Below are 16,849 nucleotides of genomic sequence, written 5' to 3' on the forward strand. Positions count from 1 at the left end.
TCATCGCTGGGGCGCGTTCTCGCGGACGAACTCGATGGTCTCCTCGATCGAGGTGCCGGGGCCGAAGATCGCCGAGACACCGGCTTCCTCGAGTCCCGGACGGTCCTCCTCGGGGATGACGCCCCCGGCGAGGACGAGCGTGTCTTCTTTGGCACCGTACTCTTCGAGCCCGTCCATGATCTTCGGGACGAGCGTATCGTGGGCACCCGAGAGAATGGAGATGCCGAGCACGTCGACGTCCTCCTGAACCGCTGCCTGGACGATTTCTTCGGGGGCTTTGTGTAATCCGGAGTAAATGACCTCGAACCCGGCGTCCCGGAACGCTCGAGCGATGACGTGGGCACCGCGATCGTGACCGTCGAGACCCACTTTGGCGACGAGACATCGGATCGACTCCGCTTCCTGTTCGCTGCTCATACCTCTCCGTTCCAGAGCCGACTGTTTGACTTTAACGGAAAATGGTGGGCTTGCGACGGTCGACCCGCGGGTTTTCGGGTGCCAACCGTCAACCGAGCGGCGAGTGGCTGTCGGTCAGCCCCGTCACATATTCATCCGTGACTATCACGTCTCATCGAAACCGGTCCGAACCAAAGGCTAAAGAACGAAACGACCGAACATTCCGTTAATGACTATCGTTCGTCTATTGCGGAGGGATCTATCGTGGGCGTTGAAATAAAGGAAACGCGAGTGACCGACGCGGAGTTCGAAGAGATGCAAGGGTTCGTCTTCGAGTATCTCGCCGCCAGCGTCGAAAAGGAAGAGGAAGGGGGTCGCATGCGCTGGTACCCCTGGCACTCCGCGGAATACCGGCACAACCACATCCTCAACGTGGTCGACCTCGCGACGGAAATCGCCGAGAAGGAGGGTGCCGACGTCGACGTCACCCGCGTCGCCGCCCTCTTCCACGACGTCGCCAAACTCGAGACCGATCAGGAACTCCACGCCGAGGCCGGCGCTCGCGTCGCCCGCGAGTACCTCGAGTCCCGCGCCAACTACCCCGAATCGTTCATCCAACAGGTGTGTCGCGCCATCGAACACCACTCCTATCAGGGCGATCTGACCGACGTCGCACTCGAGACGCAGTGTCTCATCGAAGCCGACATGCTCGACAAGGTCGGCGCGAACGGCACCGCACTGATGCTGTTGCGGATGGGGTATGAGTCACGCACCCACATGGACTGCGACGAGATGATCGAGCGGGTCCTCGAACGCGGGTACGACGCCGCCTCGCGCGTCCAGAGCGATACCGCCGAGAGCATCGCCCACCAGCGCCTGAAACGCGTCAAGTGGTTCCGCGAGTGGCTCGAGGACGAGATCGCCGCGCTCGGCGAGTAGCCGCCGGACGCAGTCGGTCGTGCCATCGGTCCCGCTCGTACGGTTTGCCGTCCCGATTGACCGGAGAGACCGCAGGGCAGTCGGTCCCACCGGCACTGACGGACAGGAGACCGTATCAGAGGAGTCTGAGTGTCCCCAACGCGAGAAAGAGGAGCCCAAAGCCGACGAGGACGACCGCGCTCAGTGTGGCAACGGCGGGCGCAAAGGCGTCGACACGTCGACCCGCCGCGTCCAGCGCGGCCGGATAGGTGACGATCCAGACGGCGATTCCGCCAAAGAAGCCGATCAGTAGCGCCGGCGAACCGGTCTGGACGACCAACGTCCCGGCGAGTGCCTGCCCCACGGCCGGTGCGTACGCGAGGACGTCGAGGGTTCCCGGCTCGAGGAGGCCGACGCCGACGGTGAGCCAGAAGCCGATCTGGTAGGGGTTAGTCAACGAGAGGACGAACGTCTTGCGAAACCCCGTCGCTGCGGCCCGGCTGGCGTCGGTAAACGACGTGGCAGCCCTCGCGTCGCCGATCGCACCGACCGCGAAGTACAACATGAGACAGCCCCCGGCCAGATAGAGCGCGGGTCGAACGGCCGGAACGCGATCGAGGACGGCCACGATGCCGCCCAGCGCGAGGACGAAGAAGATCGCGTCCGCGAGCATCGCACCGAGCCCGGCCCGGAAGCCGGCCCGCCAGCCCCGGACGACGCTTTCCTCGGCGATGATCGCGTTCATCGGCCCCGGCGGGGCCGCGAGTGCGAGGCCGAAGATCACGCCAGCCAGTGCCGTGACGACGAGGGACGCCATGGGTCTCGTCTCGGCACCGAAGTGTGAAAAACGCAGCGAACTGCCCCGAGAACGCCAGTAGGGGAGGAAATATCGTCGCGTCGCCGCTCGTGAGAGCGCTCTCGAAAGACCGGGCCAGCGCCTCGCCGTCCGAAAACTGGTTCGTGGAGCGGCGTGTCTCAGCGAGACGTGCTGTCCGAGTCGGCGACGGACTCGTTCGGATACGACTGCCGACCACCGCTCGAGCGTCGCGCGACGAGCGTCGCGACGGCGATCGTCTCGTCGGCGTCGCCCGCGATCGGCCGCCGTCGTTCCTCGTAGGAGAGGATCGTCAGGTCGAGACAGGCCCGCAGCAGGTCGTTCGATCGATACCGGTACCGATCGCTCGAGGGGCCGGCGACGGGGTCGCTCGAACGCAGGTGGTGTTCGGAGAGCAAGACGCCGCCGGGGGCGAGCGCGTCCTTGAGATCGGGCAGCCACTCGAGGGCGGCGAAGAAGCTCACGGTGATCAGGTCGTAGCGCTGGCAGCCGGGATCGAAATCGGCCACGTCCGCACGGATCCAGTTCACGTCGACGCTCCGGTCGGCGGCCCGATCGCGGGCACGCTCGAGTGCCACGTCGGACACGTCGACCGCGTCCACCTCGTACCCGTGTTCGGCGAGGAAGACGGCGTTTCGGCCGGTTCCCGTCGCGACGTCGAGCGCGCGACCGTCCGGAAGCGTCGACAGTCGGCCCTCGAGTTCCGGAACGGGATCGTCGGGAAATTCGGCGGTAGGCCCTTCGTATCGCTCGTTCCACCGGTCGCGTGGGTCGGTCATGGGTCCACACACGGCCGAGATCGGTTTAGTTCACCTGGCTCGAGACGGCCCAGCGACCCCCGTTGGGTTCGCGCGCCGATCGACTCGCGTCCAGCGAGACGCCGTCGAGGCGCTCGCCGTCGTCGGTTCGGCCGCGTGCCTCGGCACACTGCCGTGGTCTCGCTACTCGCAACTGCCCGCCGTCTTCTCCGAGAAAGGGTTCAAACCGTCAAAACGCAGGTCCGAACCTACGCCTTCGCCTGCCAACTTCGAATGCGATCGGCGCTGACGCCCTCGACGTCGTCCGCGACCGCGTCGGGATCCGCCTCGGTCAGATCCTCGAGGTCCTCGATCCCCGCGTCGGCGAGTTTTTCGACGGTCTTCGCGCCGACGCCGTCCAGCGCCTCGAGGTCGGAGCCCGACTCGCTCTCGCGGGCCTGGAACTCCTGGTAGTTACAGATCGGACAGCCCAGTTCCCAGGGCTCGTCGCCGCTGTGGACGACGAGTTCGGGCAGGTCGTGTTCCTCACAGTGCTCGTCGGTGACCTCGATCTCGCCGCGGCGGGGCAGGGGCAGCGAGTACTCGCAGTCGGGGTAGCGCGTACAGCCGACGAGTCGCGACCCGCTCTGGAGCGTTTTGACCGCCAGTTCGCCGCCGTGCTCGTCGCCACACTCCGGACATGTACCCAGCACCGGCCCCTCACCGGCATCCTCGGCCTTACAGAGCGGGCAGCCGTGGACGAACGTCTGTCGGCCCGCGAGCATCTTGACCTCGTTCAGGCCGTGTTCCTCGCACTCTTCCTCGAGAATGAGCGGTTTGCCGGTCGATGGCAGCGGCAGCGTGTTCTCGCAGTCGGGATAGCCGTCGCAGCCGATGAAGTAGGAGCCGTGGCGGCTCCGCCGGACGAGCAGGTCCTCGCCACACTCGGGACAGGGGCCGAGTCGCTTGTCGTCTTTCAGCGACTTCCGGAGGTGATCGCCGATCTCCTCGCGGGAGTCCGCGAGGTTCTCGAAGATCTCCTCGAGCATCTCGCGCGATTCGTCGGTCACGTCGTCGAGCGTCGCCTCGCCGTTCGCGATGGCGTCCATGTCGGCCTCGAGTTGGGCGGTCATCTCCTCGCTGACGACGCGGTCGGCGTAGTTCTCGGCCGCGTCGACGACGGCCATCGCGAGTTTGGTCGGGCGCGGCGGATCGCTCTCGATGTAGCCCCGATCGTAGAGCTTCTCCAACGTGTTGTGGCGGGTCGACTTCGTCCCGATCCCCATCTCCTCCATGGTCTCGATGAGCCGCGACTGGCCGTAGCGACGGGGCGGCTGGGTCTGTTTGGCCTCGAGTTCGACGTCGGAGAGCGCCAGTTCCTCGCCCTCGTCGACGTCGGGGACGTAGTTCTCGGTCGTGGAGAAGTACGGGTAGACGTCGTGGTAGCCGGGCTCGACGAGGCGCTTGCCGTTTGCCTTGAGCCGGTAGTCGTCGACCTCGGCGACGACCTTGAGGTGTTCCCAGATCGCAGCCTCGGCGACGGTCGCGTAGAACCGCCGGACGACGAGTTCGAAGACCTCCCACTCGTCGTCGCCCACGTCGCCGCGGCTCGGGATCTCGCCCGTCGGGTGAATGGGTGGGTGGTCGGTCGTCTCCTCGTCGCCCTCCGTCGGAACGATCTCGTCGGCCTCGAGCAGCGACTCGGCGGACTCACCGAGCGAGGAGTGGCCGACGAACTCGTCTAAGAGCTCCCCGGGGTCCAGGTCGTCGGGGTAGACGGTGTTGTCGGTCCGCGGATACGTTATGTAGCCGGCGGTGTAGAGGTCCTCGGCGATCGACATCGCCCGCTTGGCCGAGTAGCCGATGGCACCGGCCGCGCGGATGAACTGGGTCGTGTTGAACGGCTCCGGCGGCGTGTCGGTGCGGGTCCGCCGATTGACGTCGACGACGGTCGCGGCGTCGCGGTCGGCGAGCGTCTCGTAGACCTCGTCCGCGGTGGCTTCCTCCCAGACGCGCTCGGCCTCGTTGTCGTCCTCGTCGCGGTAGAAGTACTGGGACTCGAAGGCGGTGTCGTCGTCTCGCGGTTCCTCACCGCTCGACGTCTCCGAGGCGCGTTGCGCCTCGCTCTTCGCGAGGTCCGCGAAGATCTCCCAGTAGTCCTCGGGATCGAAGGCTTCGATCTCGCGCTCGCGGTCGACGATCAACTTCAGCGTCGGCGACTGCACCCGGCCGACGGAGATGAAGTCGTTGCCCAGCTGGCCTGCGGACAGTGAGAGATAGCGAGTCAGCGCGGCCCCCCAGATGAGGTCGATGATCTGGCGGGCTTCGCCGGCAGCCGCGAGGTCGAAATCGAGCTCGTCGGGCTCGTCGAAGGCGTTCTGGACCTCGTTTTCCGTGATCGAAGAGAACCGAACCCGGCGAATGGGGACGTCGTCGTCGACGTTCCGAACGATGTCGTAGGCCTCCTTGCCGATCAGTTCCCCCTCGCGGTCGTAGTCGGTCGCGATCGTCACGCGCTGGGCGCGACGGGCCAACAGCCGTAACGTTGCGACGATGTTCTCCTTCGTCGCCGTCTTCTCGACGTCGGCGTCGATCAACTCGACGGGCTCGACGTCCCGCCAGTCGGAGTACTCCGAGGGGAAGTCCACGCCGACGACGTGCCCCGACAGCCCCACGCATCGCTTGCCGCCCCACTCGTAGACGTTGACGCCGTTCTCGCGGCTCGAGTCGTAGGTGCCGCCGCTCAGGATGTCGGCGATCCGGCGGGCCGCGTTGTCCTTCTCCGTGATTATCAGTTCCACCGCGGCTCACCTCCGGGTCGGCCGTCCGGTCGCGGTCGTCGCGGACGAGTGTCGGTCATCGTCGCTCGGTACGACTGAAGATCTGATAACGCTTTCGCCGAAAACCCGGGTACTGCGCGGGTGTGCGTGCGTTCGTGCGTCGCGTGTGTGCGTGAGGGATCTATGCACAGCACACCGGCAGTGGGGACGGCTCGCTCGAGCGCGCGAGCGAATACCATGTGGTGTGCTACCGGATGTGTTATTTCCGCTCGAGTCATAGAGGGAACCGCGTGAACTCACGCGGAGAATACCAAAATGGAACAAACTCTCAGTGGATTCGATCGCGCCTGGCGCTTGGTCGGTGGCGCGCTCGTCGCATTCGTCTTCATCGCCTCCTTCGTCGGCCTCGTCTCGATCGGGATCGCCCTGACTGTGGTTCTGATCGTCGCCGTTCCGGTGGCCCTCTCTACCGGTACCCGTCGGCGGCGCGTCGTCAACCGGTTCCCGGGGATCGACACCTTCCGCGGCTTCCGGGCGGGGACAGGCCAGACAGACAACGTATCGATAGAACGACCGCGCTAACCGACCGACTGGATCTTCGATCCCCGAGCGGCGCGGAATCATTGCCAGAAGCGGATGAGCATCGTCGGCTCCGGAACCGGCAACGGCTCCCGCGAGCCGATCCCTTTTGTTGTACCTGACTGAGATTCACACACGAGACTTCGTGGCAGCGACGGATCCCGAGCGCAAGCGCGTCGACATGACGACGGGGGCGATCTCCCCCAAGCTCCTCCGCCTCGCGTGGCCGCTGGTCCTGGGGAACCTCCTCCAGACCGTTTACAACCTCGCCGATATGTTCTGGGTCGGCCGCGTGAGCAGTGACGCCGTCGCCGCCGTCTCCCTGATGTTCCCCCTCTCCTGGCTGTTCGTCTCGACCGCGATGGGGATCACCGCCGCCACCATCGCGCTGGTCTCCCAGTACGTCGGTGCCGGCGACGACCGGACGGCCGACCGCGTCGTCGCTCAGACGATCCTGCTCACGCTCGCCGTCTCGACGGTCCTCGCAGCGCTGGGATACGCCGTCCGGCGACCGCTGCTCGAGTTGATCGGCGCTCGAGGCCCGGTCTTCCTCGAAGCGCTCGCCTACATCGAAGTGATCTTCCTCGCCTTGCCCTTTACCTTCCTCTTCTTCGCCTTCCGAGCCTCGCTGCAGGGTGCGGGCGACACGAAGACGGCCATGTGGCTCGTCTTCGTCTCGGCGGGATTCAACGTCGTCTTCGATCCGTTTCTCGTCCTCGGCTGGGGCCCGTTCCCCGCGATGGGGACGCGGGGCGCGGCCATCGCGACGTTCCTCTCGCGCGGGCTCGCGACCGCCGCGGGGATCGCGATTCTCCTCGATGGGGGATTCGGCGTTCGGCTGCGACTCGGGGATCTCACGCCCGATCGGACACTTCTCGCGCGACTGGTCCACATCGGCTACCCCGCCACGTTCGACGGCTGGGCCCGCAGCTTCGCGGCGGTGGCGATGGCCGGGTTCGTCGCCCGCTTCGGGGCCGCGCCCACCGCGGCGTACGGGATCGGTATCCGGCTGATGTCGGTAACATGGGCCGTCGCCGGGGCCGTCGGCCAGGCGACCGCGACCGGCGTCGGCCAGAACCTCGGCGCGGAGACGCCCGATCGGGCGGTCGCCGTCGCGCGAACGGCCACCGCGGCGACGATGGCGTTCATCTTCGTCGTCGCGGCCATCCTGTTCGCGTTTCCGGCGGCGGCTTTGCGACTCTTCGTCGCCGATCCCGCCGTCGTCACCGAGGGGATCGACTTCCTGCGAATCACCGCCCCCTTCTGGGCGCTTTTCGCCGGCGTGATGGTCATCCAGGGCGCGTTCCGCGGGGCCGGGAACACCCGCGAGGCCATGATCCTCTCGATCCTCTCGCGGTGGGTCTTCCGGATCCCCCTCGTCGTCGTCCTCGCCTTTTCGTGGTCCGTGACGCTCCCCGGAATCGGCGTGACGGTCGCCGCCCTCGAGTGGGGCGTCGCGGGGATCTGGTGGGCGTTTGCCGTCGGCATGGTCGCGGCCTTCGTCGTGGCTGTCGCCTGGTTCCGGCTCGGAACGTGGGCCGAAGGCGTCATCGACGATAGCAGTACCGAGCCCCCCGGTGGTGGCGGGACTCGAGACGGGCCGGCTTCCGGCACCGAGAGCGAGACGGATTTCGTCGACGACTGAGACGGTCTCCCGTCCGTCAGTGCCGGTGGGACCGTCCTGCAGTCTCACCGGTCAATCGGGACGGCAAACCGTATGAATCGTCGAGTCGGTCCTCGGACGGCCGAACCGCGGGTCTTCGACGACGACGCGTTCGTCGCCGAACGTATTCCTCCGCGAGAATCCCACGAAAGTTGATTATATCTTCGATAGTGGCTACGATAGACTTAACACTACTGAGTAATACCACCTAGTTGTATGAGCGAATTCGAGCAGTTCAGCCAGGTCGGCGAAGCAGACGTGACGCGTGCGATCGGACAGGAGTGGACCGAGGAGTTCATGGACTTCTCGGACTCGGACGTCATCATCGTCGGCGGGGGTCCTTCGGGGTTGACGGCCGCGAAGGAACTCTCCGAACGCGGCGTGAAGGTGATGGTCGTCGAGAAGAACAACTACCTCGGCGGCGGGTTCTGGCTCGGCGGCTTCCTGATGAACAAGGTCACGGTCCGGGATCCCGCCCAGCAGGTCCTCGACGAACTCGACGTCTCCTACAAGGAGTCCCAGGACAGCGAGGACCTCTACGTCGCCAACGGCCCCGAGGCCTGTTCCGGCCTCATCAAGGCCGCCTGTGACGCAGGCGCGAAGATGCAGAACATGACCGAGTTCACGGACATCGTCATCCGCGAGGACCACAAGGTGTCCGGTATCGTCATGAACTGGACCCCGGTCCACGCGCTGCCCCGGGAGATCACCTGCGTCGACCCGATCGCCGTCGAGGCCGATCTGGTCATCGACGCCACCGGCCACGACGCGATGGCGGTCAAGAAACTCGACGAGCGGGGCGTCCTCGACGCACCCGGCATCGCCGACGCCGAGGAATCCGCGACGGGAATGGACCAGACCGACGCCGATACGTACGGCGCACCCGGCCACGACTCGCCCGGTCACGACTCGATGTGGGTCGGCAAGAGCGAGGACGCCGTCGTCGAGCACACCGGCCTCGTCCACGACGGCCTCGTCGCGACCGGGATGGCGACCGCGACGACCTACGGGCTCCCGCGGATGGGCCCGACCTTCGGTGCCATGCTCGTCTCGGGGAAACGCGCCGCGCAGGTCGCACTCGACGAACTCGAGGTCGACGCCGATCCCGTCGAGTTGACGTCGCGGGCCGCACCGGCCGACGACTGAACACGGTACCGTTCCGCATGGTCGAACGAGTCATCTGCTATCGCGCGCCGTCGACGGTCGCCGAGGTCGACGCAGTCGCCGACTGGCTGGGAGCGCGGATCGACGCGGACGTGGCCGTCCGGGAGCGGTTCCTCGACGTCCACCGCATCGACGACCTCCCGGAACGCTTCGCCGAGGCGCGGGTTCCCTCGCCCTACGAGCGCGAGACGGGCACCACGATGCTGGGGACGATCCGCTACGAGGAGCGCGCCCTCGAGCACCCCGAACGCGAAGGCGGCGTCCTCTACGACGGCGTGGGGATCCAGCGGGCACTCAACGCCGCCCTCCCCGAAGACGAACGGGGCCTCGAGACGCTCCACGTCCCGATCCTCGATCGAGCCATCGGAACGTGGGGCGACCACGACGGCCGCTGGCACAAGCGCGTCACCGTCCTCGGACAGCCGGGACTCGTTTCGGTGCCCGGCCTCTACGAGGCTCCCGCAAAGCCCGAGGCATACTACAAGGAAAAGCAACGCCACGCCCTGCTCTCCGGCGACGCCCCGCCGCGGGAGGTCCTCGAGAACCAGGTCGAGGGCGACTTTCTGGTCGAGAACGACCCGCGAACGACCGACGCGCTGAAAGGGTACGTCCTGCAGACGTACCACTACCTCGAGACCGGCGAGGCGTTCTGCGATCGGGAGGTGTGTCGGCTGTTCAACGCCCACTACCACGAGGACCTGATCGACGCACAGCTTCGCGAGCCGGCGTTCTGTAGCGAACACGCGCGGCTGTACGAGTGACGACAGAGCGGCCCGGTGAATACGGAACGTTTTCTCTCGGTTTCAGTTGCCGAACCGATCTGCGGTGGCGCGCACTGTCGGCTGGCTGAGCGCTAGCGAAGGCAGCCGACGATACTGCGCGAGGTCCTCGCGAGTTTACGAGCGAGGGCCTGTCAGAGTTCGCTCTGACAGTGGATGAGCGAAGGAATAGCGCGGGACCGTCGGTCCCGCGAACCATACGAATAGTGCGAGACCGGAGGTCTCGCATACCACGTGAACAGGCGAAGCCCGTAAACAGACGGACGCTTCGCGTCCGTGAGTAGAGACCGGCTGGGGAGGGCGTGACAACTCGCTGTTGCCACGATAGCAGAGGGCTCTCCTCAATATACGATACCCGTCTCTCCGGCCACTCTCTTGCTCTGGATCAGTAGTACCGACTACCCGAATCGGTACGTATTTTCGTCTCAGTCTGCTCGGAAAACACACAATGAGTGCTGAGTTTACCGTCGACGTCCCCGTTCGCTTCCGCGATCTCGATCCGATGAACCACGTCAACCACGCCGTCTACGCGAGCTACCTCGAGGCCGGCCGGACCGACTACCTCCGGGACGTGGCTGGACTCGCCGACGAGGAGATATCCTTCGTCATCGTCACCCTCGAGATCTCCTACGAGCGTCCGATCACCAAAGGCGACGACCCCACGGTCGCGCTCTCGGTCACCCGGCTCGGCGACTCGAGTTGTACGATGGACTACGAGGTCCGCGTCGACGGCGACGTGGCGGCGACGGCCGAGACGACGATCGTCCACATCGACCCCGAGACGGAGCGGCCGAGCCCGATTCCCGACGCGGTGACCCAGCGGATTCGGGAGTACGAAGGGCTCGAGGCCGTAGCGTGAGCGGCCAGAACGACGGGATACCGCTCGTCGTACTCGAGTCGACCGTTGGGGGTGTCGTAAAACGAACCGAGGGGAGCAACTGTAACGATTCACACACTGATCGCATAGCCGTCGTGCGATCTGGTGTGCAATGACTTACAGTGGCTACGATAACCGGCTCGTTCCGTCCGGGTTTCGCAGAACCGAGCGATACGGGGGCGTGCAAACCACCGGAATTTCTGGCGGAGATTGGTCGTATTCCTCGAGCCATGCGAGATACACAGCGCAGATCTCGTACAGATATAGGCCACTATCGTGGAGCCGCACGGCGAGACGGATTTCGACCGAGACATGACGGGTGGCGTGGGTATGGAGATCGAGCAAACGATACCAGTTCCGGTGATGTGTGTTCGTGAGCCGAAATCTAGCGGGTGACAAACCATTTGACGGGGATTCACGTAATTACTCGATATGTACGAGGACATTCTGCTCCCGTTCGACGGAAGCGATGGTGCTGCGGAGACACTACATCACGCTGCCGAGATCGCACACTGGGCCGATGCCACGATCCACGTTCTGTTTGTCGCGGATACGACACGCGATAGCGTCACCGTCGTCGAAAAACGAGTCGTTGACGCACTTGTTCGGGAAGGCAAGGGCATCGTCGAAGAGGCGGAAAAGACACTGGACACACTCGGTGTAGACTACGATTCCGACGTCGTCCAGGGGAATCCAGCGCCGACGGTCGTCGAATACGCTGAACGATACGACTACGACGTGATCGTAATGCCGACGCACGGTCGGGAGGGGGTGTCACGATACCTCATCGGAAGCGTCACGGAGAAGGTCATCCGGCTGTCTTCCGTCCCCGTTCTGACGGCACGGATGCAGCCCGACGAACGATTGGTGTTCCCCTACGAGGACATCCTCCTACCGACCGACGGGAGTGCTACTGCAACTCATGCTGCCGAGCATGGCCTCTCGTTCGCAGCGGCTCTCGATGCGACTGTTCACGTGCTGTCTGTCGTCGACGATACGTCGCTGAATCTGGACGTTCGCTCGACTGTTTCGGGACGGAACAGTGAACAGGCTGGGACCGATGCCGTTGACGACCTCGTGTCCGAGGCGGAGACACGCGGCGTTTCCAACACTGTTCGGCACGTCGAACACGGATCTCCTATCGAGGTGATACTCGACACTATCGAATCGAACGAGATCCACGCCGTCGTGATGGGAACGACCGGGAGGCGCGGAAGTGATCGAATACTACTCGGGAGCGTCGCTGAAAAGACCGCCCGCTCAGCGCCGGTTCCCGTCATCACAGTGAGACGCGACGAGTAACTCGAAAGGAATGGCGTTATTTGGCTCCTCAGTCCGTATTCGGTCTCAGCGGCTCTACTCCGTACACGGCGCTCGTTTATTACTCTATTTCTAGCTGGCCGCTCCCGCTATCACCCTCACTGCCGTTCTCGTCCCACTCGAGTTCGAACTCGATACTCAATGCACCGGATCCTCCTGTCGGCCCCTCGCGTTCGGCTTTAACCTCGAACGTCGTACGAGCCGGTGGCTCCATCGTCACGGACTCGGCCCCCGATGTTAGCGTGATCGGGTCCCCTCGTTCCAACTTCTCGGCGACACGGCGAAGATACGCGGCGATCTCCTTTCGACTCTGATCGCGTTCCGATTTGAACAGCACTTCTTCGGGCATGGATCGATACACACTGCCGATACTGATAACTGTACTCTACTGTCGGAATCGTTCCGCTGAATAGCCGCTCTGTGTTCAGCACGCTATTTTCACCGGCTATCGGAGAGGGAGATCACCACTCGGGTAACGCCGTCTCTGTACTGACCGGCTCTCTGAGAGCACGACGGGAACCGAGACGCGTTCGATGACGATCGAAGGGCTCGCTACTCGAGTCGCCCGCCGGTCAGCCGGACGACGCCCAAGACGTGGGTTTCGTCCGCGACGGCGACGGCACGCTCGCGGAGGCGGGCGTGTGCGGCGTCGATCTTCTCGTCGAGACGCACGTGAGGGGCGTCCGTGTAGCGAAGTTTCGCCGTCGGCGGCGTCGAGAGGACGACGATCGCCCGGAAGACGGCGTTGACCGGCGGCGCGTACCACGCCTCGCTTCGGGCGGCGTTCGCGAGGACGACGGTGCCGTCGGGACCGACGAGGTCACACCAGTCGTCGACCGCGCCGGCCGGGTCCGCGAGCATCCCCACGACGAACGTCGCCAGCACGGCGTCGATGGCACCGTCCGTTGCCGTCGATACGGGCTCACCGACCGGCGGTCGCGTCGCGTCCCCCTGCAGGACGTGGACGTTGTCGTCGGCCGCGGTCGCGGCTCGCGCCCGTTCGAGCACGGGCCGGGTGAAATCGATCCCGATCACGGTCCCCGCTGGGCCGACCTGCTCGCGGAGATACGGAAGGTTCGCGCCGGTCCCACAGCCCATCTCGACGACGGTGTCGCCGGGCTCGAGGCGGCAGGCGGCAGCCGCCCGTCGACGCAGCCGGGCGATCCCCGGCGTCTCGCGCGCGATCAGGTCGTAGAGGCGGGCCCAGCGGCCGTAGAACTCCTGTGCGGATTCGGCCATCGAGTACTCACCACATTAGACGAGGGAGCGAATCGTCTCCGCGACCGACTCCGCGTCCGGCCCGAGGACGTAGATCAGCGGCTCGATCCCCATCCCGCCGGTCTGATAGAGCACCGTCGCGTCGGGTTCGTCCTCGATCGCCGCGCCGACGCTCGAGGCGACGTCCCCGGACTCGTCGAATTCGGCGGCGACGTGGCCCCGCTCGATCAGTTCGTCGACCAGTTCGGGCTCGTAGGTGATGTTGATCGCCGCCGTGGCGGCCCCACCGTGTCGGCGCGTGGCCAGTACCACTCGAGCGACGTGTTCGGAGACGCCGAACTCGGGATCCGCCGGGACGGTCGTCCGACCCTTGACGTCGAAGATCCGCCCGGGGACGCCCGCGACGTCGTCGACGTCCTCCGCGTCCGGGATGCACGCGACCAGGTTCGATCCGACGGCGGGGATCAGCCCCGTAAATCCGCTCGTGGTCTCGAGCATGCCCAACCCACGCCGGAGCGAGGAGAGGACTCGCTCGCTGGTCCGGAGGTCGCTCTCGGGGTCGTGCACCCGGAAGCTCGAGCCGTGATCGGCGAGTTCCGGCACCGCTTCCTCGTGGAGCTGTGCGAGGAGGTCACCGCCGGACTCGAACTCGCGGATCAGGATCTCGAGTTCGATCAACGCCTGGACCGGCGAGATCTCGCCGGCCGCCAGCCCCGTTCCGAGCTCGTCGACGAGGTCCTGGACGCGCTCGTCCGCGGCGATGCGCTCGTTGACGGTCACGTCGCCGTGGGCGTATTTCGAGACGGCACTCTGGCTGATTCCGAGTACCTCGGCGACCTCGCTCTGCGTGAACCCCCGATCCCGGAGATCGCCGGCGAGGAGCGACCGGACGGTCGGGAGGAACTCGTCTACGACGATTTCTTCGACGAATTGCATTCGTTGCTCGAGCGTACGGCAGGCGAGGGGATAACTTGTCGGGGCCGACGATCGACCGCTCTCTCGACCCGGAGACGCGGCTCTCGGACGACGGTTTTTGTGGGAACGGACCCAATGGCGACCAATGAAGATTATCAAGGACAGCGTCCACGACCACATTCAGGTCGATGGCGTCGCCCGCGACCTCCTCGATACGCCGGCGGTACAGCGGTTACGCCACATTAGCCAGCTCGGGACCGTCTCGGTGGTGTATCCCTCCGCGAACCACACTCGCTTCGAACACAGTCTCGGCGTCTATCACCTCGCCTGCGAAGCCCTCGAGCAACTCGGGGTCGAGGGGAAGCGAGCCGAGCGCGTTCGCGCTGGGGCCTTGCTCCACGACGTCGGCCACGGCCCCTTCAGTCACAACCTCGAGTCGCTGACCTACCGCCGGACGGGACGCTACCACGACGACGTTCACGACCTGCTCGCGGACGGGGCGGTCGGCGACGTGTTGCGAGCGCACGACCTCGAGCCGGCGGCGGTCGCGGATCTGGTCGCCGGCGAGGGCCGGTTCGGCCAGCTCGTGTCAGGCGAACTCGACGTCGATCGGATGGATTACCTGGTTCGGGACGCCCACCACACCGGCGTTCCCTACGGAACGATCGACCACGGTCGACTCGTCCGGGAACTCACGTTCGCCAACGGCGAACTCGTCCTCGACGAGGGAAACGTCCAGACCGCCGAGAGTCTGCTGGTCGCGCGGGCACTGATGAACCCGACCGTCTACAGCCACAGCGTCGCCCGAATCAGCAAGGCGATGCTTCGGCGAGCATCCGAACGGCTGCTCGAGGCCCCTGCCACGGCTCTCGACGCCGAGACGCTCCAGCGGATGGACGACCCGGATCTGATCGTCGCGCTGCGGTCGTGTGACGCGACCAGCGAGTTCTCCCGACGGCTGGACCACCGCGACCTGTTCAAGCGGGCGGTGTGGGCCGAGATCGACGACGTTCCGGGCGGGATCATCGAGTCCGATCACGGGACGATCCGAGAGTTCGAACGCGAGATCGCTGCCGCGGCGGACGTCGATCCGGAACACGTGATCCTCGACGTGCCGAGTCGCCCGTCGATGACGGAGTCGACCTCGCGCGTGATGGTCAACGGCGAGATCCGTCGACTCGACCAGCAGTCGCCGCTGGTCGAGGCGCTGCGTGCAGCCCAGTACTCCCAGTGGCGACTCGGCGTCTACTCGCCGCCCGCCCTGCGCGATCGAGTCGGCCGGGCAGCGGTCGACACCCTCGGCCTGGATATCGACGGTGCCCTGGTCAGCGACGTCCGAAACGGACTCGACGCCACGCTGGATCAGTTCCTCGAGGACGGATGACGTCGCCACGCGGGTTCGTTCGCGCCCGCTCCCCCGATCGCCGTCCGTCCCCCTGCCCGAGAGCGCCGACGGTTCGGACCGCGCTCTCGTCCGGAATCGATCTCAGCCCGAACGGTTGAAGGGACTGACCGCGAACTGACGCGTATGGAACGAACGGGGACCATTCTCCGGGGCCGCGAGTTCGAGCCCGTCGAGGGGCGAGTGGTCATCGACGACGACGGCCGCATCGAGGCCATCGAAGAAGGAGCAGTCGAGAGCGACGACATCGTTCTCCCGGCGTTCGTCAACGCTCACACCCACATCGGCGACTCGATCGCCAAGGAAGCCGGCGGCGGCCTCACGCTCGAGGAGCTCGTCGCCCCGCCGGACGGGCTGAAACACCGACTGCTCCGGGACGCGTCTCGAGACGAACTCGTGAGCGCGATGACCCAGTCACTGCGATTCATGCAACGCGCCGGTACGGCCGCCTGTCTGGACTTTCGCGAGGGCGACGTCGCGGGCGTTCGCATGCTCGAGGACGCCGCCGACGGGCTCGGGATCGATTCCCTATCGTTCGCTCGCGGGTCCGTCGACGCGATGCACGCGGGCGACGGGTTCGGCGCGAGCGGGGCAAACGATGCGAACTTCGATCGAGAACGGGAGGCGACCCGCGAGGCGGGGAAACCCTTCGGCATCCACGCGGGCGAGGTCGACGAAAGCGATATCAATCCGGCCATGGACCTCGACCCGGACTTCCTGGTGCACATGGTTCACCCCGAACGGGTCCACCTGGAGCGGCTCGCCGACAGCGAACTCCCGATCGTCGTCTGTCCGCGCTCGAACCTCGTGACCGACGTCGGACTGTCGCCGTACGAGGAACTCCACGAGCGGACGACGCTCGCGCTGGGGACGGACAACGTGATGCTCAACTCGCCGTCGATGTTCCGGGAGATGGAGTTCCTCGCGAAGCTCTCGGACCTCCCGGCCGACGCGATCCTCCGGATGGCCACGATCAACGGTGCCGAGATCGCCGGCCTCGAGTACGGGCTGGTCGAACCCGGACGGGAGGCACGGCTGCTCGTCCTCGATGGCGACTCGAACAACCTCGACGGAGCGCGGGATCCGGTCCGGGCCGTGGTTCGCCGAGCGGGCGTCGACGACGTTCGCGAGGTCGTCTTCGGTGCGGACGCCGCCGGCGAGCACGTCGAGTGAGCCGATCGCGGCGGCGGACTGACTCCTGCCCGTCAATGACGGCCCAACCGCAGGGCGGGTCGCGGGTGCGTCGGTTCGTCGGGACAGGGGACC

General features: G+C 65.7%; 17 protein-coding genes. 9 read left to right on the top strand and 8 right to left on the bottom strand.

The window, feature by feature from the left end; all coding sequences use genetic code 11:
- Positions 1 to 417, bottom strand: coding sequence for a cobalamin B12-binding domain-containing protein (locus J0X27_RS03830; RefSeq protein ID WP_207271131.1), 417 nt, complete (start codon positions 415 to 417; stop codon positions 1 to 3).
- A gap of 243 nt (positions 418 to 660) precedes the next feature.
- Between J0X27_RS03830 and J0X27_RS03835 the strand changes: the two genes are divergently transcribed.
- Complete coding sequence (locus tag J0X27_RS03835) at positions 661 to 1,335, top strand: HD domain-containing protein (RefSeq protein ID WP_097378502.1); 675 nt, start codon at positions 661 to 663, stop codon at positions 1,333 to 1,335.
- Between the two features lie 115 nt (positions 1,336 to 1,450).
- Here the strand turns inward: J0X27_RS03835 and J0X27_RS03840 are convergent, their stop codons facing one another.
- The 4 genes from J0X27_RS03840 to J0X27_RS03855 form a co-directional block, all read right to left on the bottom strand.
- The gene (locus J0X27_RS03840) at positions 1,451 to 2,131 is read right to left on the bottom strand and encodes a LysE family translocator (protein WP_207271132.1); all 681 of its coding nucleotides are present in this window, start codon (positions 2,129 to 2,131) and stop codon (positions 1,451 to 1,453) included.
- Between the two features lie 158 nt (positions 2,132 to 2,289).
- Positions 2,290 to 2,928, bottom strand: coding sequence for a class I SAM-dependent methyltransferase (locus tag J0X27_RS03845; RefSeq protein WP_207271133.1), 639 nt, complete (start codon positions 2,926 to 2,928; stop codon positions 2,290 to 2,292).
- A 25-nt stretch (positions 2,929 to 2,953) separates the two neighbouring features.
- The gene (locus tag J0X27_RS03850) at positions 2,954 to 3,100 is read right to left on the bottom strand and encodes a hypothetical protein (RefSeq protein ID WP_207271134.1); all 147 of its coding nucleotides are present in this window, start codon (positions 3,098 to 3,100) and stop codon (positions 2,954 to 2,956) included.
- Between the two features lie 55 nt (positions 3,101 to 3,155).
- Complete coding sequence (locus J0X27_RS03855; protein ID WP_207271135.1) at positions 3,156 to 5,687, bottom strand: DNA topoisomerase I; 2,532 nt, start codon at positions 5,685 to 5,687, stop codon at positions 3,156 to 3,158.
- 294 nt (positions 5,688 to 5,981) lie between these two features.
- Between J0X27_RS03855 and J0X27_RS03860 the strand changes: the two genes are divergently transcribed.
- From J0X27_RS03860 to J0X27_RS03885, 6 genes are all read left to right on the top strand, one after another.
- Complete coding sequence (locus J0X27_RS03860; RefSeq protein ID WP_224214668.1) at positions 5,982 to 6,248, top strand: hypothetical protein; 267 nt, start codon at positions 5,982 to 5,984, stop codon at positions 6,246 to 6,248.
- A gap of 142 nt (positions 6,249 to 6,390) precedes the next feature.
- A complete protein-coding gene (locus tag J0X27_RS03865; RefSeq protein WP_207271136.1) occupies positions 6,391 to 7,890 on the top strand; it encodes an MATE family efflux transporter in 1,500 nt (499 codons plus the stop codon).
- 234 nt (positions 7,891 to 8,124) lie between these two features.
- On the top strand, positions 8,125 to 9,054 hold the full coding sequence (locus J0X27_RS03870) for a sulfide-dependent adenosine diphosphate thiazole synthase (RefSeq protein ID WP_207271137.1): 930 nt from the start codon (positions 8,125 to 8,127) through the stop codon (positions 9,052 to 9,054).
- Positions 9,055 to 9,071: 17 nt separating this feature from the next.
- Positions 9,072 to 9,833, top strand: coding sequence for a DUF7001 family protein (locus J0X27_RS03875; protein ID WP_207271138.1), 762 nt, complete (start codon positions 9,072 to 9,074; stop codon positions 9,831 to 9,833).
- Between the two features lie 466 nt (positions 9,834 to 10,299).
- Positions 10,300 to 10,710: an acyl-CoA thioesterase gene (locus J0X27_RS03880; RefSeq protein ID WP_207271139.1), complete on the top strand. Its 411-nt coding sequence runs from the start codon at positions 10,300 to 10,302 to the stop codon at positions 10,708 to 10,710.
- Positions 10,711 to 11,160: 450 nt separating this feature from the next.
- Positions 11,161 to 12,030: a universal stress protein gene (locus J0X27_RS03885; RefSeq protein ID WP_207271140.1), complete on the top strand. Its 870-nt coding sequence runs from the start codon at positions 11,161 to 11,163 to the stop codon at positions 12,028 to 12,030.
- A gap of 79 nt (positions 12,031 to 12,109) precedes the next feature.
- Here the strand turns inward: J0X27_RS03885 and J0X27_RS03890 are convergent, their stop codons facing one another.
- The 3 genes from J0X27_RS03890 to J0X27_RS03900 all read right to left on the bottom strand — a co-directional run bounded on the left by J0X27_RS03890 (position 12,110) and on the right by J0X27_RS03900 (position 14,202).
- Complete coding sequence (locus J0X27_RS03890) at positions 12,110 to 12,397, bottom strand: amphi-Trp domain-containing protein (RefSeq protein WP_207271141.1); 288 nt, start codon at positions 12,395 to 12,397, stop codon at positions 12,110 to 12,112.
- 203 nt (positions 12,398 to 12,600) lie between these two features.
- Positions 12,601 to 13,287, bottom strand: coding sequence for a class I SAM-dependent methyltransferase (locus J0X27_RS03895; protein ID WP_207271142.1), 687 nt, complete (start codon positions 13,285 to 13,287; stop codon positions 12,601 to 12,603).
- Positions 13,288 to 13,302: 15 nt separating this feature from the next.
- A complete protein-coding gene (locus J0X27_RS03900) occupies positions 13,303 to 14,202 on the bottom strand; it encodes a thiamine-phosphate synthase family protein (protein ID WP_207271143.1) in 900 nt (299 codons plus the stop codon).
- Between the two features lie 124 nt (positions 14,203 to 14,326).
- Here J0X27_RS03900 and J0X27_RS03905 point away from each other — a divergent pair, with 124 nt between their 5' ends.
- Both J0X27_RS03905 and J0X27_RS03910 read left to right on the top strand, forming a co-directional pair.
- A complete protein-coding gene (locus tag J0X27_RS03905) occupies positions 14,327 to 15,565 on the top strand; it encodes an HD domain-containing protein (RefSeq protein WP_207271144.1) in 1,239 nt (412 codons plus the stop codon).
- Positions 15,566 to 15,709: 144 nt separating this feature from the next.
- Positions 15,710 to 16,756, top strand: coding sequence for an amidohydrolase family protein (locus J0X27_RS03910; RefSeq protein WP_207271145.1), 1,047 nt, complete (start codon positions 15,710 to 15,712; stop codon positions 16,754 to 16,756).
- Positions 16,757 to 16,849 lie beyond the last annotated feature (93 nt).

The organism is Natrinema longum, from assembly GCF_017352095.1.
GTDB lineage: Archaea > Halobacteriota > Halobacteria > Halobacteriales > Natrialbaceae > Natrinema > Natrinema longum.